Annotated in this window: 21 protein-coding genes; 9 read left to right on the top strand and 12 right to left on the bottom strand. The window is 38.9% G+C overall.

Features of this window, described 5'->3' with window-relative positions; genetic code table 11:
- The first annotated feature begins 307 nt into the window (after positions 1 to 307).
- From SJY23_RS06220 to SJY23_RS06195, 6 genes are all read left to right on the top strand, one after another.
- The gene (locus SJY23_RS06220) at positions 308 to 646 is read left to right on the top strand and encodes a single-stranded DNA-binding protein (protein WP_108877702.1); all 339 of its coding nucleotides are present in this window, start codon (positions 308 to 310) and stop codon (positions 644 to 646) included.
- Between the two features lie 109 nt (positions 647 to 755).
- Complete coding sequence (locus tag SJY23_RS06215) at positions 756 to 1,250, top strand: acetyl-CoA carboxylase biotin carboxyl carrier protein subunit (protein ID WP_396597861.1); 495 nt, start codon at positions 756 to 758, stop codon at positions 1,248 to 1,250.
- Entirely contained in the window at positions 1,251 to 2,702 is a 1,452-nt protein-coding gene (accC, locus tag SJY23_RS06210) for an acetyl-CoA carboxylase biotin carboxylase subunit (RefSeq protein ID WP_396597860.1), read from the top strand.
- 3 nt (positions 2,703 to 2,705) lie between these two features.
- Entirely contained in the window at positions 2,706 to 4,247 is a 1,542-nt protein-coding gene (locus tag SJY23_RS06205) for an acyl-CoA carboxylase subunit beta (RefSeq protein ID WP_396597859.1), read from the top strand.
- Between the two features lie 92 nt (positions 4,248 to 4,339).
- Entirely contained in the window at positions 4,340 to 6,430 is a 2,091-nt protein-coding gene (gene recQ, locus SJY23_RS06200; protein WP_396597858.1) for a DNA helicase RecQ, read from the top strand.
- A 27-nt stretch (positions 6,431 to 6,457) separates the two neighbouring features.
- Complete coding sequence (locus SJY23_RS06195) at positions 6,458 to 7,900, top strand: SLC13 family permease (RefSeq protein WP_396597857.1); 1,443 nt, start codon at positions 6,458 to 6,460, stop codon at positions 7,898 to 7,900.
- 29 nt (positions 7,901 to 7,929) lie between these two features.
- On the opposite strand, the gene SJY23_RS06190 is transcribed toward SJY23_RS06195, so the two are convergent.
- The 9 genes from SJY23_RS06190 to SJY23_RS06150 form a co-directional block, all read right to left on the bottom strand.
- On the bottom strand, positions 7,930 to 8,442 hold the full coding sequence (locus SJY23_RS06190; protein WP_396597856.1) for a GTP cyclohydrolase: 513 nt from the start codon (positions 8,440 to 8,442) through the stop codon (positions 7,930 to 7,932).
- Between the two features lie 21 nt (positions 8,443 to 8,463).
- Positions 8,464 to 9,045 (bottom strand): methyltransferase, encoded by a 582-nt coding sequence (locus SJY23_RS06185; protein ID WP_396597855.1) that lies wholly within the window; start codon positions 9,043 to 9,045, stop codon positions 8,464 to 8,466.
- 124 nt (positions 9,046 to 9,169) lie between these two features.
- The gene (locus SJY23_RS06180) at positions 9,170 to 10,969 is read right to left on the bottom strand and encodes a YfiR/HmsC family protein (protein ID WP_396597854.1); all 1,800 of its coding nucleotides are present in this window, start codon (positions 10,967 to 10,969) and stop codon (positions 9,170 to 9,172) included.
- A 16-nt stretch (positions 10,970 to 10,985) separates the two neighbouring features.
- A complete protein-coding gene (locus tag SJY23_RS06175) occupies positions 10,986 to 13,688 on the bottom strand; it encodes a TonB-dependent receptor domain-containing protein (protein ID WP_396597853.1) in 2,703 nt (900 codons plus the stop codon).
- A 14-nt stretch (positions 13,689 to 13,702) separates the two neighbouring features.
- Entirely contained in the window at positions 13,703 to 14,095 is a 393-nt protein-coding gene (locus SJY23_RS06170) for a response regulator transcription factor (RefSeq protein WP_396597852.1), read from the bottom strand.
- Positions 14,092 to 14,523, bottom strand: coding sequence for a response regulator (locus SJY23_RS06165; RefSeq protein ID WP_051583796.1), 432 nt, complete (start codon positions 14,521 to 14,523; stop codon positions 14,092 to 14,094). The genes SJY23_RS06170 and SJY23_RS06165 overlap by 4 nt, the downstream gene beginning before the upstream one ends.
- A gap of 193 nt (positions 14,524 to 14,716) precedes the next feature.
- Positions 14,717 to 15,553 carry a cupin-like domain-containing protein gene (locus tag SJY23_RS06160; protein ID WP_396597851.1) on the bottom strand — a complete coding sequence of 279 codons (837 nt, stop codon included), beginning with the start codon at positions 15,551 to 15,553 and terminating at the stop codon, positions 14,717 to 14,719.
- Positions 15,554 to 15,675: 122 nt separating this feature from the next.
- Positions 15,676 to 16,770, bottom strand: coding sequence for a biotin synthase BioB (gene bioB, locus SJY23_RS06155; RefSeq protein WP_396597850.1), 1,095 nt, complete (start codon positions 16,768 to 16,770; stop codon positions 15,676 to 15,678).
- 134 nt (positions 16,771 to 16,904) lie between these two features.
- Complete coding sequence (locus tag SJY23_RS06150; RefSeq protein ID WP_396597849.1) at positions 16,905 to 18,059, bottom strand: beta-ketoacyl synthase N-terminal-like domain-containing protein; 1,155 nt, start codon at positions 18,057 to 18,059, stop codon at positions 16,905 to 16,907.
- A gap of 133 nt (positions 18,060 to 18,192) precedes the next feature.
- Here SJY23_RS06150 and SJY23_RS06145 point away from each other — a divergent pair, with 133 nt between their 5' ends.
- Positions 18,193 to 18,636 carry a cytochrome c oxidase assembly factor Coa1 family protein gene (locus SJY23_RS06145; protein ID WP_035334805.1) on the top strand — a complete coding sequence of 148 codons (444 nt, stop codon included), beginning with the start codon at positions 18,193 to 18,195 and terminating at the stop codon, positions 18,634 to 18,636.
- Here the strand turns inward: SJY23_RS06145 and bioA are convergent.
- From bioA to SJY23_RS06130, 3 genes are all read right to left on the bottom strand, one after another.
- Positions 18,633 to 19,898, bottom strand: a complete 1,266-nt coding sequence (bioA, locus tag SJY23_RS06140; protein ID WP_396597848.1) for an adenosylmethionine--8-amino-7-oxononanoate transaminase — start codon at positions 19,896 to 19,898, stop codon at positions 18,633 to 18,635. The genes SJY23_RS06145 and bioA overlap by 4 nt on opposite strands.
- Before the next feature lie 68 nt (positions 19,899 to 19,966).
- Positions 19,967 to 20,599, bottom strand: a complete 633-nt coding sequence (gene bioD / locus SJY23_RS06135) for a dethiobiotin synthase (protein ID WP_396597847.1) — start codon at positions 20,597 to 20,599, stop codon at positions 19,967 to 19,969.
- A gap of 54 nt (positions 20,600 to 20,653) precedes the next feature.
- Positions 20,654 to 21,838, bottom strand: coding sequence for an aminotransferase class I/II-fold pyridoxal phosphate-dependent enzyme (locus tag SJY23_RS06130; RefSeq protein ID WP_396597846.1), 1,185 nt, complete (start codon positions 21,836 to 21,838; stop codon positions 20,654 to 20,656).
- 85 nt (positions 21,839 to 21,923) lie between these two features.
- Here SJY23_RS06130 and SJY23_RS06125 point away from each other — a divergent pair, with 85 nt between their 5' ends.
- Positions 21,924 to 23,696: a M61 family metallopeptidase gene (locus tag SJY23_RS06125; protein WP_396597845.1), complete on the top strand. Its 1,773-nt coding sequence runs from the start codon at positions 21,924 to 21,926 to the stop codon at positions 23,694 to 23,696.
- A gap of 153 nt (positions 23,697 to 23,849) precedes the next feature.
- Positions 23,850 to 24,323, top strand: a complete 474-nt coding sequence (locus tag SJY23_RS06120) for a DUF2975 domain-containing protein (protein WP_396597844.1) — start codon at positions 23,850 to 23,852, stop codon at positions 24,321 to 24,323.
- Positions 24,324 to 24,326: the final 3 nt, after the last annotated feature.

The raw sequence follows: 24,326 nt of genomic DNA, 5'->3' as shown, positions 1-24,326 counted from the left end.
TATTCTTCTAAAAATTCTCTAAAACAAGGAGTGCTAACTCAATAAACGCTAAAAACCACAACACACTCTAATTCAGTAAATTAAAACGTTTTTAAACGTTTACAAATACTTAGAAACGACTATAAACGTAAGTAAACGTTTAAAAGTCGGCTACGGATTGTGAGCTGTCGCATATTTGCAGTGTTCTTATTTACAGGTGGTTATTATAATTCACTTATTAGGAACAAACGATTTTCTCGAGAACGGCTCGAGAAAGAAATATAACTCAATTTGGTAGGCTTAACCTACTCAAGAAAAACACATTATTATGAACGCATTACGCAACAAGGTACAGTTAATTGGAAGATTAGGTCAAGAACCAGAAATCACAACATTTCCAGATGGAAATAAAATTGCCAAATTCTCCATGGCAACAGATGATTCTTATAAAGATAAGAATGGACAGAAAGTAGAACGTGCATACTGGCACAACATCGTAGTACGCGGTGGTCTTGTCAAAGTGGTAGAAAGCTACATCCAGAAGGGACAAGAAATCGCGATAGAAGGAAAATTGACCAACCGCTCTTGGGAAGATAAGGATGGCATAAAAAGATATATGACAGAGATTGTTTGTAACGAGTTATTGATGCTTAGCAAAAACAATTAATATTACATTTTTGACAATAAAGGCGCTCTCACGAGCGCCTTTTCTTATTTTATTTGCTCTAGGATAACAATATCGTAATTACGTATATTTATATCTTAAAATACAAGCGATGAGCAACACCTATAAAACCACCGTAAACGAGGAGCATGAGTTCGAAGTTTCTCGTGACCAACTATCTCAACTAGATGCGGTACACACCTCTCAGAATTCTTACCATATTCTGGAGAATAATTCTTCTTTTAAAGCAACTGTAGTCTCCTCAGATTTCAGCAAAAAGACATACAACATTCAGGTAAATAGTAACAATTATGAAGTTGTTATCAAAGACGAAATTGACATTCTTATTAAAGAGATGGGCTTCACGGTAGGAGGTTCAAAGCAGTTCAACAATCTCATTTCTCCTATGCCAGGTCTTATTATTGATGTGCAGGTCTCTGCTGGTCAAGAAGTAAAAGAAGGTGACACGCTAGTGATTCTAAGCGCCATGAAAATGGAAAACAGCTTTGTATCCCATACAGACGGAGTTATCAAGGCCGTGCATGTTGTAAAAGATGACGCGGTAGATAAAGGGCAATTACTTGTAGAATTTGAAGAAGAAAAATAGATGAAAACTATAAAGAAAATATTAATTGCAAACCGTGGTGAGATAGCCATTAGGGTAATTCGTACGGCTAAGAAAATGGGTATTAAAACAGTAGCCATTTATTCTACTGTAGACCGTAATGCACCACACGTGCGCTATGCAGACGAAGCCGTTTGCGTGGGTAATGCGCCTTCATCAGAGTCCTATTTACTAGGTGATAAAATCATAAAAGTTGCTCAAGAACTTAACGTAGATGCAATCCACCCTGGCTACGGATTTTTAAGTGAGAATTCCGCTTTCGCGAAAGCGGTAACAGAAGCACAAATGATCTTCATAGGCCCAGAGGCACACGCAATAGAAATCATGGGAAGTAAGCTCGCAGCCAAAGAAGCTGTAAAAGCATATGATATCCCGATGGTACCAGGTATTGATGAAGCTATCACAGATGTAGAGAAAGCAAAAGCAATCGCTGCCGAAATAGGATACCCTATTCTCATAAAAGCCTCTGCCGGAGGTGGCGGAAAAGGGATGCGCGTGGTAGAAAAAGACAGCGAACTAGCATCACAAATGAGTACGGCTATTAGTGAAGCGACTGCAGCCTTTGGCGATGGATCTGTTTTCATAGAAAAATATGTTGCATCACCTAGACACATCGAGATACAAGTGATGGCAGATAATCATGGTAATGTGATTCACTTGTTTGAACGTGAATGTAGCATCCAGCGTCGTCACCAGAAAGTAGTAGAGGAAGCTCCATCTGTAGTCCTTACTCCGCAACTACGAGAAGAAATGGGGCAAGCTGCAATAAAGGTGGCAAAAGCATGTAACTATCGCGGCGCAGGTACCGTAGAGTTCTTGCTAGACGATCAACACAATTTCTATTTCTTAGAAATGAATACTCGTTTACAAGTAGAACACCCAGTTACCGAACTTATCTCAGGTACAGATCTTGTAGAATTACAGATACGCGTTGCTCGTGGTGAGAAGTTATCTATCGCTCAAGAAGACCTCAGCATAAAAGGACATGCCCTAGAATTGCGTGTGTATGCAGAGGATCCTCTTAATGACTTCTTACCTAGTGTAGGAAATCTATCTACTTACATACTACCAGAAGGAGAAGGTATACGTGTAGATAATGGTTTTGAGCAAGGCATGGATATTCCTATCTATTATGACCCGATGCTTTCTAAGCTTATTGTCTACGCTCCCACACGTGAGGAGGCTATAGAGTTACTCTCTAAAGCCATAGATGATTATAAAATTGAGGGTGCACAAACCACCTTACCTTTTGGAAAATTTGTTTGTGAGCACGAAGCTTTCCGTTCTGGGAATTTTGACACGCATTTTGTAAAAAAATACTATTCACCAGAAGCCTTAAAAGAAGGGTTTAAAGAAGAAGCACGTATTGCTGCTCTTATTGCGCTCAAACAACATATAAAAGAACAAAATATCTTACGCCTACCAACTGTATAACCTATGGACGCTAATATAAAAACGCTCAACGAAAAAATTGAACTCGCACACCTAGGTGGCGGTCAGAAACGTATAGACAAGCAGCATGAAAAAAAGAAACTTACTGCTAGAGAACGCATACACTACTTACTAGACGATGGCTCTTTTGAAGAAATAGGTATTCTTGTTACACACCGTACTACAGATTTTGGTATGGAAAAAGAAATCTATTATGGAGATGGTGTGGTTACTGGTTATGGTACAGTAAACGGTCGTTTAATTTATTTATTTGCACAAGACTTTACGGTTTTTGGAGGTGCACTCTCTGAGACACACGCCGAGAAAATTTGTAAAATCATGGATCTCGCTATGAAAACTGGAGCTCCATTAATAGGGCTTAATGATTCTGGTGGGGCACGTATACAAGAAGGTGTACGCTCACTAGGAGGTTATGCAGATATCTTTTACCGCAATGTGCAAGCATCTGGTGTAATCCCACAAATCTCGGCTATTATGGGACCTTGTGCCGGTGGAGCAGTATACTCTCCAGCAATGACAGACTTTACCATGATGGTAGAGAACACCAGCTACATGTTTGTAACGGGACCTAACGTTGTAAAAACAGTGACTAATGAAGAAGTAACCTCAGAAGAACTAGGTGGCGCAAGCACACACAGTTCAAAATCTGGTGTGGCACATATCACCTCTTCAAATGACGCACAATGTCTTGAAGATCTTAAATCTTTATTAAGCTACTTGCCGCAAAATAATACGGAAACACCTGAGAATTTACCGTTTACACTTAAGGATGAAGTGCGTGACCAACTGGCAACCATTATCCCAGATAGTGCAAACAAGCCTTATGATATGCACGAGGTAATAACGGGTATCATAGATGAGGATTCTTTTTATGAAATCCATAAAGATTATGCTGAGAATATCATCGTAGGTTTTGCTCGTTTAGGAGGTCGTAGTGTGGGTATCGTTGCAAACCAGCCCATGTTCCTTGCCGGAGTGCTAGATGTAGATAGCTCGAAGAAAGCTGCTCGTTTTACAAGATTCTGTGACTGTTTCAATATTCCTTTGCTCGTTCTTGTAGATGTTCCAGGTTTCCTTCCAGGTACAGATCAAGAGTGGAATGGTATTATCACAAACGGAGCCAAGTTATTATACGCACTTAGTGAAGCTACCGTACCAAGAGTAACGGTAATTACAAGAAAAGCATACGGAGGTGCTTATGATGTGATGAACTCTAAGCACATAGGTGCAGATCTCAACTATGCATGGCCTAGTGCTGAGATTGCTGTAATGGGAGCAAAAGGAGCCAGCGAGATCATCTTTAGAAAAGAAATAAGCGCAGCAGATAATCCTGAAGAAAAACTACTTGAAAAAGAAAGTGAATATGCAGAGAAGTTTGCAAATCCGTATCGCGCGGCACAACGTGGCTTTATAGACGAAGTGATTATGCCGCAAGACACGAGACGTAAGCTCATAAAAGCATTTAGCATGCTAGAAAACAAGAAGGTAGAGCTTCCTAAAAAGAAGCATGGAAATATTCCTTTATAGCTCCTTGTTTTAAGAAAAATAAATACATCATTGCTGTATAAAGAGGCGCTCATAAGAGCGCCTCTTTTAATTGGTATTAATAACTTTGTAAGATGGTTGCGACACAAGAACTACACTCCCTTTTAAAAACTCACTTTGGTTATGATGGCTTTAGACCTAACCAGCAAGAGATTATTGAGTCCATTTGTAATGGGCAAGATGCACTAGTCATAATGCCTACGGGGGGTGGTAAGTCTATATGTTTTCAACTACCAGCCCTGGCGCTTGACGGGGTTGCCCTCGTGATCTCACCGCTTATTGCTTTAATGAAAGATCAGGTAGATGCTTTGCGAGCAAATGGCATTAAGGCAGCCTATTATAACAGTACACAACCACCAGAGGAGACACAAAAGGTACTATCAGACCTACAGCACAATGCGCTAGATCTTATTTATGTGGCTCCAGAAAGTTTGCAACTATTAGACCCCGTACTTTCTACAATAAAGATATCACTCATTGCCATAGATGAGGCGCACTGTATCTCATCTTGGGGACACGATTTTAGACCCGCTTACACACAACTAGGCTACTTAAAAAGACGTTACCCAGAAACCCCACTTGTAGCACTCACGGCAACTGCAGATAGATCTACGCAAGATGACATTGCACAACAACTTAGTATCCCACAAGCAAAAAAATACATCTCCTCTTTTGACAGACCTAACCTCTATCTGGACGTGCGACCAGGTCAAAAAAGAAACGAGCAAATTCTTGACTTTCTAGAAGATCACCCTTTTGAGAGTGGTATCATTTACTGTCTATCAAGAAAAAGCACAGAAAATCTCGCGGCCAAACTTAAGAGCAACGGGCACAACGCTGCCGCCTACCACGCAGGTATGAGTGCAGAGCAACGCTCAAAAGTGCAAGAAGATTTTATAAACGACACTACACCTATAATTTGCGCCACTATTGCCTTTGGGATGGGTATTGACAAGAGTAACGTGCGCTGGGTGATACACTATAATATGCCTAAAAATCTTGAAGGATATTATCAAGAAATAGGTAGAGCAGGCCGTGATGGCTTACCCTCACATACCGTGCTTTTTTACAGCTATGCAGACACGATGCAGCTACGCCAGTTTATAGATGGAGCAAAAAATGCCGACTACCAGATGGCTAAGCTTGACCGTATGCAGCAATATGCAGAGGCACTAAGCTGTAGGCGTAAGGTTCTTATAAATTACTTTGGCGAGTTTTTATCGCAAGACTGTGGCAACTGTGACATTTGTAAAAATGCACCCGCATATTTTGACGGCACCGTACTTACTCAAAAAGTACTTTCCGGGGTGGCACGTATGCAACAAAAGGAAGCAATGGGTACCGTGATAGACGTTTTACGAGGTTCTCAAAACGCCCAAGTGTATGACAAAGGGTATCAGAATATAAAAACGTACGGCGCTGCAAAAGATGTCTCTTGGCGAGATCTTCAGCAGTATGTGATACAAATGATTAATCAAGGGTTGTTAGAAATACGCTTTCGCGAAAGCGGAAGACTTCTCCTCACACCGCTTTCTAAAGAAGTTTTATACGACGGTAAAAAGATACAACTCGCAAAACCTAGTAAGGAAAAAGCCAAACCGATTACTAAAGAACGTAAGCCTAAAAAACCAAAGGGCTCTCTTTTTGAAAAACTACGAGAACTAAGAGCCGAACTAGCTAGAGAGGCAAATGTTGCGGCTTATATTGTATTCTCAGATGCGTCTCTTAAAGATATGGAAGACCAGGAGCCTGTGACTCAAAAACAGTTTTTAGACATACAAGGTGTAGGCCAGGCTAAAATGGAAAAATATGGCGCCGACTTTTTAAAACTCATCAAAGAGCACCTCAAAAAACCAAAACCTAAAAGCGGTAGCAAAACGTATCTTGAGACTAAAAACCTCATCCAGCAAGGCCTCTCACTTGAAGAAATTGCAGAGGCTCGCAAGCTCACCATAGGCTCTGTGTACAATCACCTCATAAAGCTGCACGAAGAGGGTATGGAGATAGACTTTTACCAGTTTATACAGCCCGTAGAGGTCAAGCAAGTACACGACGCTATCTTAAAAGTAGCAGATCCAGATAAGCTCAAATCTTTTTATGAATACTTCAAGGAGGAGATGCCATACTGGAAAATAAGGCTTGCGCTATTTTTAAAAGGCAGGTAGTTTTCTTTTTTACCTATTTTTAGGGCTATGAAAGAATTTACGCTTTCGCGAAAAATAGGTTTTATCACAGGCCCGTTACTTTGCGTTCTCATACTGGTATTACCTTTTGATATTATCAACCCAGCGATAGATAGAGTGGTTGCCATTGCCGTATGGATGATTATCTGGTGGATTACAGAAGCTGTTTCTATTTCTGTGACGGCGTTAATCCCGTTAGCACTATTTCCTCTACTTGGTATAGGTACTATAAAAGATGTTGCAAGCAACTATGCAAACCCTATTGTGTATCTATTTTTTGGTGGATTTGTCATCGCACTAGCACTAGAAAAAGTACAACTGCACAAGCGTATTGCGTTATCTATTCTCAAAATTACAGGCACTAAGGCAAATGGTATCATCTTAGGTTTTATGATTGCCACTGGCCTTATGAGTATGTGGATTTCAAACACAGCAAGTACGGTCGTAATGCTCCCCATAGCTGTATCTGTCATTCAACTTCTCATAGATGACGAAGATGGATTTACAAAAAACGACCGCAACTTTGCGCTTAGTATTATGCTAGGTATCGCCTTTGGAGCAAATATAGGTGGGATGGCAACATTGATAGGAACACCACCTAACTCTGTTATGCTTGCCTTTTTAAATGAAAGTTATAATGTAGATATAGGCTTTTTTCAATGGATGAAAATGGGTGTTCCCTTTTCTATCTTATTGATGACTATCACCTACTTTATGATTACCCGCGTCTTTTATCGCAACGGTTTAGGCACGATAGGGAAGTCTGCAAATATTATACAAACCGAACTGGATAAACTAGGTCCTATCTCAAAGGGTGAGAAAGTAGTGTTAGCCATATTCCTCATTACAGCAATCTCGTGGATGCTGCGCTCGTATTTAAACAACCTGCTACCAGATATTACCCTTACAGACACAACCATTTCTGTCATTGCCGCACTACTTATGTTTATAGTACCTATTGATTACAAGAGAGGTTCTTTTCCGCTCAAGTGGGAAGATACTTCGCGATTACCTTGGGGGATCCTCATTCTCTTTGGTGGTGGTCTTGCACTCGCTTCTGGACTAGCGCAATCTGGTTTTATAGATATGATAGGAGATTACATCTCACAGCAAGAAGACTGGAGTATGTGGGTGGTGACTGCCGTTCTTATTTTCTTAATGCTCTTTATGACCGAGTTGATGAGTAATGTTGCACTTGTCACCATTTTAGTTCCGCTAGTCGTAGGTATTGCGATAGGGATGGATGTGCCCATTTTACAAATGGTAATTCCAGTGACCCTTGCTTCTAGTTGTGCATTTATGCTACCTATGGCAACACCACCTAACGCCATTGTTTTTGCAAGTGGTCACGTACGCGTAGACCAGATGGCGCGTGTGGGTGTGGTTTTAAATTTAATCTCTGTAGGGTTGCTGTTTGCACTGGCGTATTATGTGATACCGGTATTGTTTTAAAGTTACGCTTTCGCGAAAGCGTACTCGTATCATAGCTCTGTAGGTTGAATACCACTTACACGTATGCCGAGGTCTGTGAGTGTTTTGGTTTTCTTTTCATTATCCGTAATCATCGTGATGGAATTTACCTCTAGATGCTTCAAAATCTTCGCTGCTGCCGAAAAGTCTCTATTGTCTTTATGAAAACCTACGGCCTCGTACGCATCTGCCTGCGGCATACCTTGTTTTTTGAGCGGTAAGGTATTGAGGAGTGCATAATGACCATTTCCTTTTCCTTCTTGCTCTAGCCAGATTACAATGCCCTTTCCTGCTCGTTCTATAAGTTGCTGTGATATTTCCATTTGCTCACGGCAATCACACTCTATACTATTAAAATGGTGGGCAAAAATACACGATGAATGCACCCTACAGAGCACATCTTCTTCTCCCGAAATATCTCCCATCACTAGCGCGTGAGACTCCTTGATACCGTCATAAAAGAGTATCTCTTTATAGGTACCGTATTTGGTTTTAATAGTTCCTTCGGCGAGTTGTACAATCATTGTGTTGTGGTATTAACTAGTTTACTTTTTTACCATTTTGATAAATAACTCCTTACCTGCACGAGCAGCTACTGAGTTATAGGCAGTCTCCATTTTTTGAATGTCAAAGTGTTCTGAAAACAAGCTTTCATATGCTGTAGTGCTTCCTCCGTATGGCGGACCTTTTTCAGTAAGAGGGAAATTAAAAAGTAAACCTACAAGCTTTCCTTTAGCCTTAAGCAATGTATGCATATGTGCAACATAAGCAGGCCTCAAATCTGGCTGCAATGCGCAGAAAAACGTTTGCTCTAGGATTACATCAAACTGACCGTCATATGTAAAGAAATCTTCTTGTATGAGTTGCGAACTAGGAAAATCTGGCACTCGCTGTTTCAAATTTTCTAATGCAAGTTGAGAAAAGTCTACTACATGCACATTTTTAAACCCCTGCTCCCAGCAGTACTGAGCCTCATAGCTATAACCGCCACCAGGAATTAAAATTTTAAGGTCCTTATTTTCTAATTGATCGAGGTAGGCTTTGATAGGTGGAGAGACCTCTTTTAAGTCCCAACCTGTACTTCCCTCAGCATAGCGATTATTCCAATAGGTTGACGTGAGTTCCATCATTTAGGCTTTAGTTTGAATACAACATCTAGTGCATAGCAATTTAAGTAAATTACTGGTAGCAAGTTTTAAATGTAGTTTGTGTTGCTTGTTGTTACGCTTTCGCGAAAGCGTAAATAATCCATTACAAAAGCTCTGGAGTCATAGGAATTGTAAAATAAAAAGTACTTCCTTTGTTAATTTTCGAATTCACCCATATGGTACCTTTGTGTATCCCGACGATCTTCTTACAATGCGCTAGGCCTATTCCCGTTCCTTTATATTGATCTTTAGTGTGTAGTCGCTGGAAGATAGAGAAAATACGTTCTTGATGATCTTTCTGTATACCTATACCATTGTCTGAAAAGGCAAATTGCCACATTTTTTCATTAGGATTTTCTGAGCTTACAGTCTCACTCACTTCGATAGCTAGAGTGGGCGAAATATCTTCTGCACAAAACTTTAAAGCGTTTGTAATTAGATTTTGAAACAATAAGCGTAGCTCAATCTCTGACCCCATCACTGTAGGGAGATTTTTATATGTAATGGATGCTTTTTTTCTATGTATAAGAGCATAAATATCCTTCTCTAAGTCATGCACGATTTTATTACAATCTACCTGTGTAAAATTTCTAGTCTTGCCTATACGTGAGTATTCTAACAACACATTTATAAGCTTATTCATCCTCTCACTTGCCTCTTCTATAAATTCAAGACTCTGATTACCTAAATCATCAAATTGGGCACTATAATCATTTTTTATAAGCCCAATGAAACTAGATATGGTATTAAGAGGTTCTTGCAAATCATGACTCGCGATATATGCAAATTGCTCTAAGTCTTCATTTTTCTGACTGAGTTCTTCTGCTTGAGCTAGTATTTTTGCATTTTGCAATGCAAGTTGTTTTGCTAGTTTGCTTTTACTTTGATAATTCTTATAAATTATAAATCCTGCAACTAGAAATAAGAAGGCAATTATCCCTAAAAGCCAGTTGATGTTTTTCCTAAGAGATAACGCTACAGATTGCTCATCAAGCACTTTTTTTTGGGCACTTAAGCTTAATTTTTGACGATCAATACTATCCTGATTACGTTCTATTTCTTTTGCATTTTCTACTAGAATACGCTGCCTTCTTTCAAGTTCTTCTAGTTGAGATTCATTTTCTACTTCAAGCTCTTTTGCAATTTCTTGTTTTTCTTCTATAGTTTGCTTTTGTAACTCATCCTCATCAAGTAAACTCTGAATAGAGTTATTCTTTAGTTTTACAATTTCTTGAATCGTGTCTATGATTTCGTTTTTACTATTAATCTCTCTTTGATGGGCTATAATTAAAGAATCTTTTCTCTTTGCATTTTGCTTAACTAAATCAAGAGAATCTTGTGCTTCTATAAAAAGTGATTGCCATTTTTGCGAAGTTTTAATAGCATAAAATTTTAAGGAAGGAGCTATAACAAAGCTATTATTGCGCAGTAGTTCGTCATTAATTTGATGCCTAAATGTATTTCCAACTCTAATAATATTTATCATAGAGTCATTAAAGGCATAACCTTCAGATATTACTAATATGCCCTTTCCCTCGACAGACTGCAGGATATAAGATATTTGAAAATTGTACTTTTTATTGACATATAGTATATCTACATCTGCTATATCTTTTACTGTAAGGAAGTTAATAATCTCAACCCGTTTTGATTGTATTTGTCTTTTTTGAGCTATAGACTTAAAATCAATAATGGTTCTATCAGGACCCAGAACTCCTATTTTAAAAGTGTCTCCAGATTGAGGCGACCAGTTTACTTGTTGGGCAGTATTAAAAACATAGATAGCTCGCTGAACCCTAGAAACTTGTTCAACATTGGCTTGTGCTTGAACTTGAATAGAAGACCCAAAGATTATTAAGGCAACTACAATCCTAAGCGCCGTTAATAGTTTGAAATCTTTCATGAACAAAATATCCTTATTATAAGCTTAAAGATAAACTCACAAAATAGTTTCTACCTTGTACACCAAACTGCCCTACTCGTCTACTATATGTAAAATTACCGTTACTAGTATTAGACGAATGTGTATGCTTATCTGGATATACATTAAAAATATTATTCCCCCCAATAGCCGCACTCACTCGTGAGTGAAGCTGATAATGAAGTGAGAAATCTGTGAGAACTTTAGCCGAAAACTTTTGATCTCGAGACTCTACATTTCCTGTAAAGTCATTTAAAACCCAATTATCGCTATTTCCATCATCTGGATGGAAATATTCTACAGGTCCAAACAAGGTATTATTCAAGTGAATTTTAAATTTTTCAATATCATAAAAGCTTCTCCAACTCAGTTTATACTTAGGCTGTCCTTTCTCCAGCCTACCAATTTCTTCTCTACTAAAAATGACTTCTTCCGTCCCCTCAAAAGCGATGGGTACTCTTATATCTTTACCTACGGTCGTGCTATTGATATTGAAACCTAAAGAACTTTCTAGATTACCATTGCCTATATTGTTCTTATAAACTAATGCAACGTCTACACCTTGAGTGTCTGTATCAATTGCATTTGTAAAAAACTGAGCCGCCCCAACTCCAAAAGGTTCAAGAATTTCTTCATATCCATCAGATATAAGTCCTGAGAGTACTATTCTATCCTTAATGGCTATATAATAATAGTCCAGCGCAAGCGAAAAATTTGAACTAATCTTACTACTTAAACCTATGCTGTAGTGATTTGATAATTCTGGACTTAGCCTATCTACATTAAAAGCTTGAGCGGTAAGAGCACTTTCATTATTAAAGGTACCTACCTGCAAAATGTTGCCGTCAATAAACTGCGTACTTATATTTTGAAAAAACACTTGATGTAACGATGGGGCTCTAAATCCTGTAGCAATACCACCTCGCAAACTTGTATTATCATTTAACTTATAGCGAGAAGCCACTTTCCAAATCACTTGACTCCCAAAATCATTGTAGAGCTCATTTCTGGCTGCAAGTTGTATAAGCCACTTATCATTAACGTTTGCCTCAATATCTACGTAAAATGAGCTGTTAGTCCTAAATTTATTGAGCTCATTTTCTGGTTGAATTCCAGGAAACACTTGTGCCCCTGCAATTCTAGGTTCCTCAAGCCCATCACTACTCGTAAAGACACTACCTCCATTAACGTATGACGCCTCTTCACCTGCGCCTATCTGATAATTCTCTACTCTTAACTCGGCTCCGAAAGAGAAATTAAGACCTGACCTCCAATCAAAAGATTTTGAAAGATCTAAATTTGATGTATTCTGACTATACAAAAAGCCTCCTGCATAAAAAGTGGTAGGTGATGCAATTCCTAAAGACGCATTATTCGAGTTATTAATAGTATAATCAAGAGCATTCATCCCGATGGTGTGGCTAAAATCTATACCCCAATTATGCTTGCTTCCTTTAAGACCAAGTGTGACTGCGTCATCTTGAATATCTGTTAAGATCTCTGGAGAAAATCCATTAGGAAATAAATCTGTAATTACGCGGTCTTTATCTTTAGGAAATCTATAAAAACCAGCTGATTTTCCTTCTCGATAATTTCTTCCACCATGAAGATACACCTGAGCACTATCTGAAACCTTAATTTCCCCATTAAAATGGATAGCTAGATTCTGAGTTTCGGCATTACCTATCTGCATTACTTGCCTATCTGAATAGCCTGTTTGATCAAAAAAATTATTCTGAGCTATAAGTGCATTATCCTCTTCTTCGTTATCCACATATACACGTCCCGTATAATTACCTGCTCTATTGGTAGCTTCTCGTTTTCTGTATTCGCCCGTAATATTTAAAAATCCCTCCTTACCTAGCTTCATGCCAAAATTTGCACCTGCAAATTGAGTTAGCCCATCACCCTCCTCATTAATTTTTAATAAATTATTTAAGGTGACAGCATTAGTTTGGTTTTTAAGGATGATGTTAATAACTCCTGCAATCGCATCAGATCCGTATTGAGAAGTCGCTCCATCTCTTAGTATCTCAATACGTTCTATAGCACTTATGGGAATAGCATTAAAATCTGTACCTACGGCACCTCGACCTATGGTACCATTTACATTTAATAACGAGCTATTGTGTCTTCTTTTTCCATTGATAAGCACAAGAACTTGATCTGTACCTAATCCTCGTAAAGTAGCTGGATCAATGTGGTCTGTACCATCTGAAATTGTTTGTCTAGTCGAATAAAATGATGGTGAGAAGTAGTGTAAAATTTGACTTAACTCTATTTGAGAAGAGTTTGTAATTTGCTGTGGTAATATAATATCAACAGAAGCCGTGTTCTGAAATGAAGAAACAGGATCAGATCTTGTACCTAATGATATAGGCTCATCTACAGAGAAACCGGTTTCAAGTTTAAAATTTACTTTTTGTGTTTCACCAGCTTTTACCACGACTGTTTTATAAAGTACATTGTACATTACAAAACTCGCCGATAAGACGTATTCTCCTTCATCTACTTGAAATGAGAATGCTCCATTAATATCTGTTTGTGTAGACTTATTATAACCCTCTATACTTATGGTTGTACCTGGCAATACCCCAAAATTATCCGTAACCACTCCTTCTATAGTTGCTCTAGATTGAGCAACACAAAAAGATGATATTATAAGCGCAACAAACAAGGTAATCTTTGATAAGAAAGACATTAACTGGGGGTAATTTACGGTTTTAGCTCAACTGCTAATGTGTTATTTATTATTTCTTCTAGGGTAGTATTAGAAAGCATCTTTGCTCTTATTCCTTTAACGCAATCATAAGTACTTAATCTATCCTGATCTTCATGTGATAACGTAGTTCCTAAAAGCATTATAATTTGACTAGCTCTGTTATTAACTTGATGGTACTTATCTAAAAATTCCCAACCATTCATAATAGGCATATTAAGATCTAAAAAAATAATATCGGGATTAAATCCAGTTTCTAATATCTCTATTGCCTCTTGACCATTTACAGCTACTAAAATTTCAGAAAAACGTAAAGACCTCTCTAAAATTATTTTATTGAAGAAGGTTATTGGTTTGCTGTCATCTATTATTAAAGCTTTATAAGTCAAATGAGTGGATTATTCTGGACACAGCTAGATAGTAGATTGTTATAGACTTTCAATACATTATCTAGTATGTCGAAGGATAATGGTTTATTAATAAAATCAATAACCTTATAATTTTGAATTGTTTTATTTACGTGCTCTGGGTTTGAGGAACTGGAGAGAATAATTACTTTAATATCTTTTCGAAAATCTGAGCACATCTTCTCGTATTCGTCTAAGAATTCCCAGCCGTTCATTGCCGGCATGTTTATGTCTAAGAAAATGAGATCTGGCTTAGGTGCTTCGCCTAGTTTAACTTTAGATAGAAATGCGAGCCCTTCTTGACCGCTTTGTACAGTTTTGATGTGCTCAAAGGAGTTATGCTTAATAACGACGTGCTGATTAAAGAAATTAACGGCTTTATCGTCGTCTATAAGGAGGACTTTCATCATGTTATTGCTAGGGGGTATTTGAATTGCTCACAAATAACAAAAAGTTGAGCATTATTTTAAATCTGAATCGTAAAATTTTAATTTATTCGATAAAAAATGAATTTTAAACGACAAAGAACCTGCACTGTTGACTATTCATATGAGAATTAAGAATAAAAGTTAATAATTGTCACACCATCATGGCTTTTAATGATTATAACATTGCCCGCTCATTTTTTTCATCTATCCACGCCTGTCCTTTTCGGCGTCTCATAAAGTTATCATAGTGACGCATATAGAACACATTGTATAATGCTTTCCTGAGGTTAGACATTTTTCGCGGAAGCGCACGTAAACTCATACTAAATCCAGGAGTTTCATATTTCATATAATGCCAGTATCCTTCTGGCATATACAGTGTCTCGCCGTGATTAAGATGGCAAATAAAACCTTTTGCTTTTTTGAGATTTGGAAACTTATCATAATCTGGATCATCAAAGTTGATATCCTCGCGGGTGATGAGAGAGTAAGGTACTTTGTAAAGATGTGGCGTCTCACTAGGAGGAAATAACACACATTGCTTTTTACCCTCAAAGTGAAAGTGTAAAATATTTGCCCAGTCTATATCGTGATGCATAAAGACTTTGCTCCCCTCTCCTCCAAAAAACAGCATAGGTATTTGCTTGAGTAACCTTAAACCTATTTTTGGAAACTTAAAATCTTCTTTTAATGAAGGAACTTCTTTCATTAAGTTATATAGAAAAATGCGATAGTTAGTAGGCTGCTTTTTGAGTAAGTCTACATATGCACTCATACTCATTGTAGCGTGCGCCTGGTTAAAACCCTCGTCGTGTTTTACGGGTCTATCATCATAGAGCGGCACTTCCTTATCTCCAGCTATATCTTTTATATAGGCGAGGTTCCATTTATCATAAGCCTTCCAGTCATCTATAAGGTGCTCTATAACCACGGGTTTTTGCGGCTTTACGTAATCACGTAAAAATTCCTTTTTGGTTATAGTATGTACTCTTGTAATTTCTTGTAACTGCATATAAGATGACCTTAAATTATGTAAAGCTATAGTACCACAAAACACTAACTCCCAGAAGGGAGTTAGTGTTTTGTGATATACTCTCGCGTATATCTACGATATTACTTCAAATATGGTTCTGCCTACTTAAGCGCTTTTCCGGCAAGTTTTGCCTCTTCGTTGCGCTCTATTTTGTGTCCTGGGCGTGACCATTTTGGTTTTTCTCCAAGTGATTCAAACTTAGAATCTACTGCTTCTACAGATTGTGGCTGTGCTTTTTTAACAAAAGGCTTTTGAGGAGTAAGACCTAATAGATCAAACATTTTCATATCCTCATTTACATCTGGATTAGGTGTAGTAAGTAGTTTATCCCCAGCAAAGATGGAGTTTGCTCCTGCAAAGAAGCACATAGCCTGTCCTTCTCTACTCATCTCTGTTCTTCCTGCAGATAGTCTCACCTGCGTTTGTGGTAATACTATTCTTGTAGTTGCAACCATACGTATCATCTCCCAGATAGATATAGGATCTATATCTTCCATAGGTGTACCTGGCACTGCTACTAGTGCATTAATAGGTGTAGACTCTGGCTGTGGGTCAAGCTTTGCAAGTGCTGCAAGCATTCCTGCTCTATCTTCTACAGCTTCTCCCATACCTATGATTCCTCCAGAACATACGGTCACATTAGTTTTACGCACGTTAGAAATCGTATCTAGACGATCTTCAAAAGCTCTCGTAGAAATGACATCTTTATAATAATCTTCTGAGGTATCAAGGTTGTGATTGTATGCATATAATCCAGCCTCTGCAAGACGCTCTGCTTGATTTTCTGTCACCATACCTAAGGTACAGCACACTTCCATATCTAGCTTGTTTATGGTACGTACCATCTCTAGTACGTTATCAAATTCTGGTCCGTCTTTTACATTACGCCAGGCTGCTCCCATACATACGCGTGAGCTTCCAGACGCCTTTGCACGTAATGCCTGTGCTTTTACTTGTTGTACAGACATAAGGTCATTACCTTCTATATCTGTATGGTATCTTGCCGCTTGCGGGCAGTACCCACAGTCTTCTGGACATCCACCAGTTTTTATAGATAAAAGGGTAGAAACTTGTACCGTATTTGGATCGTGATGCTCGCGATGGGTAGTTGCCGCTTCATATAAAAGCGTCATCATAGGTTTATTATAAATAGCGAGTATTTCCTCTTTGGTCCAGTTGTGTCTTATTTCTGTCATAACGTAAAAATATGAAATAGTCTTAAGCAAGTAAATGGCTATTACTAAGTTTTTAAAAAAATGTAGCCAGTACTGGTATAATTTTATGTGTTAAAAGGTCTTTTGGTACGCTTTCGCGAAAGCGTAATACAACCCTAAGCTTTCTCTACGATAATACTCACGGCATTACCTCCAAAACCTACAGCGTTTACAAGAATCTTGTTAAGAGCTTGATCTTTTGTTTTATCCTTGAGGTATGGAACACCTATAAAACGTTGCTCTTGCAACATATTTATAGCGAGCTCTAAACTTAACAAACCACTTGCGCCAAAGGTGTGGCCTATTTTCCACTTGTTTGTAGTAAGCATAGGTAGCTCTTCACCAAAAACGGCTTTTACTGCGCCCATCTCAGAGGTATCGCCCTTAAGTGTACCTGGTGCGTGCATAACAATAGCATCTATCTCAGAAAGGTCTGTTTTGCCCAGTGCCATTTTCATAGATTTCTGGAAGCAAAGACCCTCGTCAGATATAGACACTGCGTGGTCTAGCATCTCTGTAGCATACCCTACTGCAGTTACATATGCAAGTGCATTTTTCTTTTTTCCTAACTCAAGACAAGCTACTGCTGCAGCTTCTCCTAGCACCATTGTGTTTTTCTTTTTAAAGAGGTTAAGTGCCATATTAGGATATGCGCTTGTACCCTCTTCTGTAGGTGTGAGTTTCATTGCTCTTATTTGTGCAATGGTAAACGGTGTAAGTGCCGCCTCAGAACCTCCTACTAAGAATTTTTTTGCCATTCCAGATTGTAACCAAGCCACGCCATTTAATAAAGCGTGCAAAGCAGTACTGCACGTTATAGAGTGCGATATGTCTGGTCCAGTAGATTTTAAATCATTTGCTAGCCAAGATGAAATATTACCTAGCGTAGTAGATGGTGATGCCTGTGTAGGAACGATGTTGCGCTCCTTATAAGTTTCAAAAAACTTTTCAAAAAGTTGTGTTGCACCTCTTGAAGAACCTACGTTTATACCAAAATCTCCATCTTTCCATCCTGCTTGCTCAACAGCTATTCTACCTGCATAAAGAGCATATAGTACAGATGGATCAATTCTTAAATAGTTTTTATCTTCTCGACGTATAGCCTGAATAGCTTTTTGGCCCTCTGGTGTTAACCTTGCAGTAAATGCTTCTAGCTCTTCTTCCCAAGCAATTTTTGTAGTTGTTTCTTGGTATGCGTTCCACTGCTCTTCAGCATTTGAACCTAATGGAGAGATAGAACCTAGACCGGTTATAGCTATAGGAGTTTTCAAAGTATAAGTTTGTTTAAAATTGGATTTACAAAAGTACAATTTCGCGAAAGCGTACCCCATCTATTTTTGAGTTTTCTTAAAAAGAAGTGTAACTTTTACCTCATAACTGTTACCTATCTAAAAATCAATCACAATGGATAATCAAAATGAACTTATAGAGAAGCCTAGCTGGTGGAAACGCAACTGGAAATGGGCTGTACCCGTAGGAGGATGCCTCTCTATAGTCGTAATAGGAGTCATATTAATAGTAGGTGGCGTATTTGCTTTTGCAAATAAAATCAAAACAGCTTCTGGAAGTGATGAGGCGCTAGCTCAAGTACAATCTAACCAAGAAGTGATTGCTGTACTAGGAGAACCTATAGAAAGTGACGGTTTTGGGAGTTTTAATATCTCTTTTAACAATGGAGAAAAAAGAACTAATGCGACAACTCCCATAAAAGGCCCTAACGGAACTGGCGTCATACATATCATCACTAGTGGTGAGGATGATGAGAAAGTGTATGAGGTTTATAATGTCACTATAGATGACAGTGACCAAGTGATTGACCTAGCGCCACTACTGCTAGAAGACAACTAGAAATGATCTAGCGCTTCTTGTATTGCGCTATATACTTTGGCCAGCTCTTCATCTGTAATTACATAAGGTGGTAGCACATAAATGGTATTACCTAGCGGCCTAAGTGCTACGCCTCGTTGCATAAAAAACTGGTAGAGCTCGTCACGCAGGTTACCATAGCGTGCCATCTCTATAGTAAGATCTATGGCGATTACAACACCTTTTACTCGCACATTATTCACTTTATGATGTGCTTTTACCGTTTGTGCAAATGCCGTATGTGCAGCGTTAATACGCTCTCTACTTTTTGTGATTTCTTCGGTTTGCAGCACTTCAATTCCTGCAATAGCGGCAGCGCAACCTACGGGATGCGCACTAAAGGTATGTGCGTGAAAAAATCCTTTATGTACTTCCTCACTTAAAAAGCCTTCAAAGATTTCTTGAGTACAACTTGTGATACTAAGCGGAAACATTCCCGCAGTAAGTGCCTTACTGAGGCACATTATATCTGGCTTATTATCTAACTGGTCACAAGCAAAGACGGTTCCCGTTTTTCCAAAACCGGTCATAATCTCATCTGCAATGGTGAGTACATTTGCCTCACGGCATTTTTTTACAAGCGCATCAAGACCCGCAACCGAGTGGAACTTCATCCCAGCAGCACCTTGCACTAAGGGCTCAAAAATAAAAGCCGCACATTTATTTGATGCAAGTATCCGCTCTAGCATAGCCATTACTTCGTCCAGATTATCTTCTTGTGGGGTTGGGATACGTTCTACTTTAAGTAAAAAATCTTCAAAAGGACCGTTATACGAACTCAGACCCGAGGCGCTCATCGCCCCAAAGGTATCGCCGTGAAAACCGTCTTCAAAAGCGATAAGCGTGTCTCTCTTATCTCCTTTGTTGTGATAATACTGTAGTGACATTTTGATAGCCGCCTCTACTGCTGTGGAGCCGTTATCATTAAAAAACACCTTCTTTTGGTTACCTGGTAAAATTTCTACCAACTTTTCGGCAAGGGTAACTGCTGGAGGATGCGTAAACCCGCTGAACATTACAAAATCCAACTGCTGCATTTGTTTATGCATCGCGCTAGTGATGTACTCATTACCGTGACCATACATTGCGGTATACCAAGATGCTATACCATCTATATACTCATTACCAGCATCATCATACATCACGGCTCCTTTTGCGCGGGTAATCACAATAGGATTTCTCGCCGTTTGATGCTGCGTGAGTGGGTGCCAGAGGTGCTTGCTGTCTTTTTCTAGTATAGTCACAATTATAAGTTTAGTGCAAAGTTAGTTAAGGTAATAGCCTTCTTAGTTAGAATGGGTTTAAAAATAGTCTAGAGACTTATTACGCTTTCGCGAAAGCGCTCTGCATACTCTGCAATAACATTTTCATCAAAGTAAGGCTCTTCATCAATACGACCTATTACGCTTGCGCCACTCATTTTTTTAATAATAGCCTCTGTGGTAGGATGCTCATCTCCAGAAAATATAATGCCACCTATCTCAAGATTACGTGCCTTGAGCAACTCAATAGTCATCAGTGTGTGATTGATACTTCCTAGGTAATGACGTGATACTACAATCACTTTATCCGTTGGCCTTATGACATCTGCAATAGTTTCAGTTTCATTTATAGGGACTAGTAAGCCGCCTGCACCCTCAATTACAAGTGAATTTGTGGTTTCTGGTCTTTTAATTTTATCTACGGTAACGGTTACATTATCTATAGCAGCAGCCGCGTGTGGACTCATAGGTGTCTGTAAAGCAAAACTATTATCGTGATATTGCGATATTTCATTTTTAACTAATCGCTTGACTTTGTGAGTATCACTATTATCAAGATCTCCAGCCTGTACTGGCTTCCAGTAATCTGCCTGCAAGGCCTCTGTAACAATGGCTGCAGCAACTGTCTTTCCTACATCTGTAGAAATCCCCGTAATGAAATATGTAGCTTGTTTATCTTTCATCCTATATTCTTTTGTAGTTCAACAAAGCTCTTTAATGACTGAGCTTGTTTTGTGCTATAATTGGCTTTTTATTAATTCTAGAAGTTCAGTAACTTCATCTTTACTGTTATATGCGTGCAAACAAATACGCAGGCGCTCTTGACCTTGAGGCACTGTGGGCGATAAAATAGGCTTGACGTTAAAGTTGTTTTCTTTTAGCTTTCGCGAAAGCGTCTTTACCGCATCATTACCACGTATCACACCACAATGTATGGCAGATTCACTCTCTATAAAGAGCTTATCTAGAGCTAGTCTTTGTACTTCGGCCTTAAAATGATTTATAAGTTTGCGCAAGTTCACAACCTCTCGCGCATCCTCATTTGTAGGTTCTAACAATTGGTTATAAGCACTTAATATAATCGCAAGTGAATGTGGAGGCAGCCCAGTGGTATAAATAAAAGAGCGTGCAAAATTTACCAGATAGCTCCTCAAAGCCTCACTACCTAAAATCGCGGCTCCGTGTGCGCCCATCCCTTTACCAAAGGTGACAATGCGTGCAAAAACTCTATCTTCTAGATGTAGTTCTTGTACGAGTCCTGCGCCTTGAGGTCCCAGCACAGCGGTTGCGTGCGCTTCATCTATAATGAGGTGTATGCCATTTTTTATACAGATTTCTGCAATAGCAAGAAGGTCTGGCGTATCACCATCCATAGAAAAAACAGACTCGGTCACAAGGTATAGTTCGATGGCACCTTCTTGATCATCTAGGTGATGCATCTCTCGCAACCTAGAGACCAGCTTTTTTATACTGGCGATATCGTTATGCTTAAACTTATAGCCTCTAGCTGGACTCATCTGTATACCATCTCGTATACTAGCGTGTATATACTCATCGTAGAGTATAAGATCTCCGCGCTGTGGCACACTCTGAAAGAAGCCCACGTTTGCATCATACCCACTATTAAAAACAAGTGCGGTCTCAGCTTTGTGAAAATCTGCTAGCATCTCCTCCGTGCGAGCATATAGCTTGTGATTACCAGACAGCAATCTGCTCCCTGTGGCTCCATTTGCACTAAGCTGCTCTTCTTGCAATATAGCCTGAGTGCGTGCTGTAATTTTCTGGGCGATGCTACTATTACTAGAAAACCCTAAATAATCGTTTGACGAGAAGTCAACGAGATTTGCTGGAGGCGTGAGCACTCGTAGTGCTTGCGTAGCTTTTCGAGCATCTAGTTTTTTCTGTAATTTTTTTGGTAACATATGGTAAAGATACTTCACCAATGTGACATTTTGTAGGGATAGAAGTGCCGTTAGTTTCTTACTTTTAAAATCTAAACTTTCCTTTATGAGATTACTTCTTATTGCATTGCTCTTAAGCTCCTTTTGTATCGCTCAAACTAATGAGTATAGCATCTCCTTTGAGAATGCTGTACATCACGAAGCCAGCATTGCTATCACCTTTCCAGAACTTAAACAGAAGACCGTTACCGTACGTATGAGTAGATCATCACCGGGACGTTATGCTATACACGAGTTTGCAAAAAATGTATTTGACTTTAAAGCAACAAATAGTAAAGGAGAAATACTACAGGCTACCAGACCAGATCCATACTCTTGGGAAATTAAAAATCACGATGGAGAAATAAACGTATCCTACACACTCTTTGCAAATAGGGCAGATGGTACGTACTCACAAATAGATGAGTCACACGCACACCTCAATATGCCTGCTACATTTATGTTTATGGAGGGAGAAGAGCATCGCCCTATCAAGATAGACTTTAATGTAAGAAGAGACTTAAACTGGAAAGTTGCTAGCCAACTCAAAAAAGTCTCACAAACAACATTTACAGCACCAGATTTACAATACTTTTTTGACAGCCCTACAGAGGTAAGTGATTACCAGTTGCGAGAGTTTATGGTAGATGGTAAAAACATACGCTTTGCATTGCATAGTGATGACAGTGCAGAAGATTTTGACGCCTATTGGAAAAAGGTAAAAGCCATTGTTCTTGCACAAAAAGAAGTGTTTGGAGAGTTGCCTGCCTATGATTTTGGCGAGTACACCTTTCTTGCCTGTTACGCCCCTCACGTATCTGGTGATGGAATGGAACACCGCAACAGTACGATACTTACCGATAAAGAATCACTAGCAGCTGGTGGTATGGAAGGCAATATAGGAACGGTTTCTCACGAGTTTTTTCACTCGTGGAATGTGGAGCGCATACGCCCAGCAGATCTCGAGCCCTTTGACTTTACCGCAGCAAATATGAGTGGATCCCTATGGTTTGCCGAAGGTTTTACAAGCTACTACACTAATTTAATTCTTGCTCGCGCAGGCGTTATCACCAGTGAAGATTATGTAAAAGGACTCAACCGAACGTTCAACTATGTATGGAACTCGCCTGCCCGCGATTATTTTAACCCGATTGAGATGAGCTACCAGGCACCTTTTGTAGATGCTGCAACCTCTGTAGATCCTGTAAATAGAAACAACACCTTTATCTCATACTACTCTTATGGAAGTGTGCTGGGTCTAGCGCTTGACCTCTCACTCCGCCAGCAAGGGCTTAATCTAGATGACTATTTTAAAGCGGTGTGGAATCAGTTTGGAAAAAAGGAGGTTTCATACAGTATTCAAGATCTTGAAAATGTACTCTCTGGGTATGCGGGTGACGCTTTCGCGAAAGCGTTCTTCTCTCAATACATTTATGATAGTCAGATGCCAGATTATCAAAACCTACTATCAAATGCGGGACTTACAATAACACAAGACAAAAACAAGCCTTATCTAGGACTACGTGTAAACGCCTCTGAAAGCGGATTACGTATTGCTAGCCCAACTTCAAAAGGCTCGCCTGCATATGCTGCAAAGCTTAATAAAGGAGATCTTATAACTGCAGTAGATGGAGAAGCGATAACGACTGTAGATGTCTACAATGCGCTAGTTAAAAAGCTCACTGTAGGTCAAACGATTGCAGTGACTTATAAACGTTTTGGTAGCGAGGCAACCACAAACCTAACAGTAAGCGCAGATCCTACCTACACCATCGCTACCGATGAAAACGCAGGTAAAAAAGCTCGTAAGCTCAAAAAACACTGGCTACAAGAAAAGTAAAGGCCCATCCTTGAATGTAAAATCCCTAGCACTAAAAGTAGTGCTGGGGATTTTTTATGTGTGATTTTTAAACAAAATTATTGTTTTTCAATAATTTTTATATATTTGTTATTGTAAAACGATAATAAAATGAAAACTATTTAAATAAATCTGATGAATAAACTTAAAATATTATTTGGCATAATTGCACTACTACTTTTTGGCTACACCTTAGGAATTATACAGAGTATTATTCTATTAGATAGTTATCAATTAATAGTAGATGCTAGAAAAAGTGAAATGATCTTTGGCGAATTTGATTACTTCATAGATAAGTTATTGATTATATCCATTTGTGCCGGCCTCATCATTTGCCTTAAGTGTATTTATGAAATTTTGAAGAAGGGATTTTTTACAACTATTTCTAAAAAGCATATGAAATATGCGGGTTATATCTTTTTAATTGTTGGAACTATTTCTGCCATTCTTGACAGCATACGGTTCTTTGCTGGTAACCTAAGAGGAATACTACTAAACAATATTTTAATAGGATTGCTAGTAGGACTACTTGGCTTCATAGTCCTTATCATAGCAGATATGGCTCGAACGGGCTACCAACTCAAATCTGAAAATGATTTAACCATATAATAA

Source organism: Dokdonia sp. R86516, from assembly GCF_044596715.1.
In the GTDB taxonomy this organism is placed as follows: domain Bacteria; phylum Bacteroidota; class Bacteroidia; order Flavobacteriales; family Flavobacteriaceae; genus Dokdonia.
Note: the sequence above shows the minus strand (reverse complement) of the source record. Positions and strands in the feature narration are given on the sequence as shown.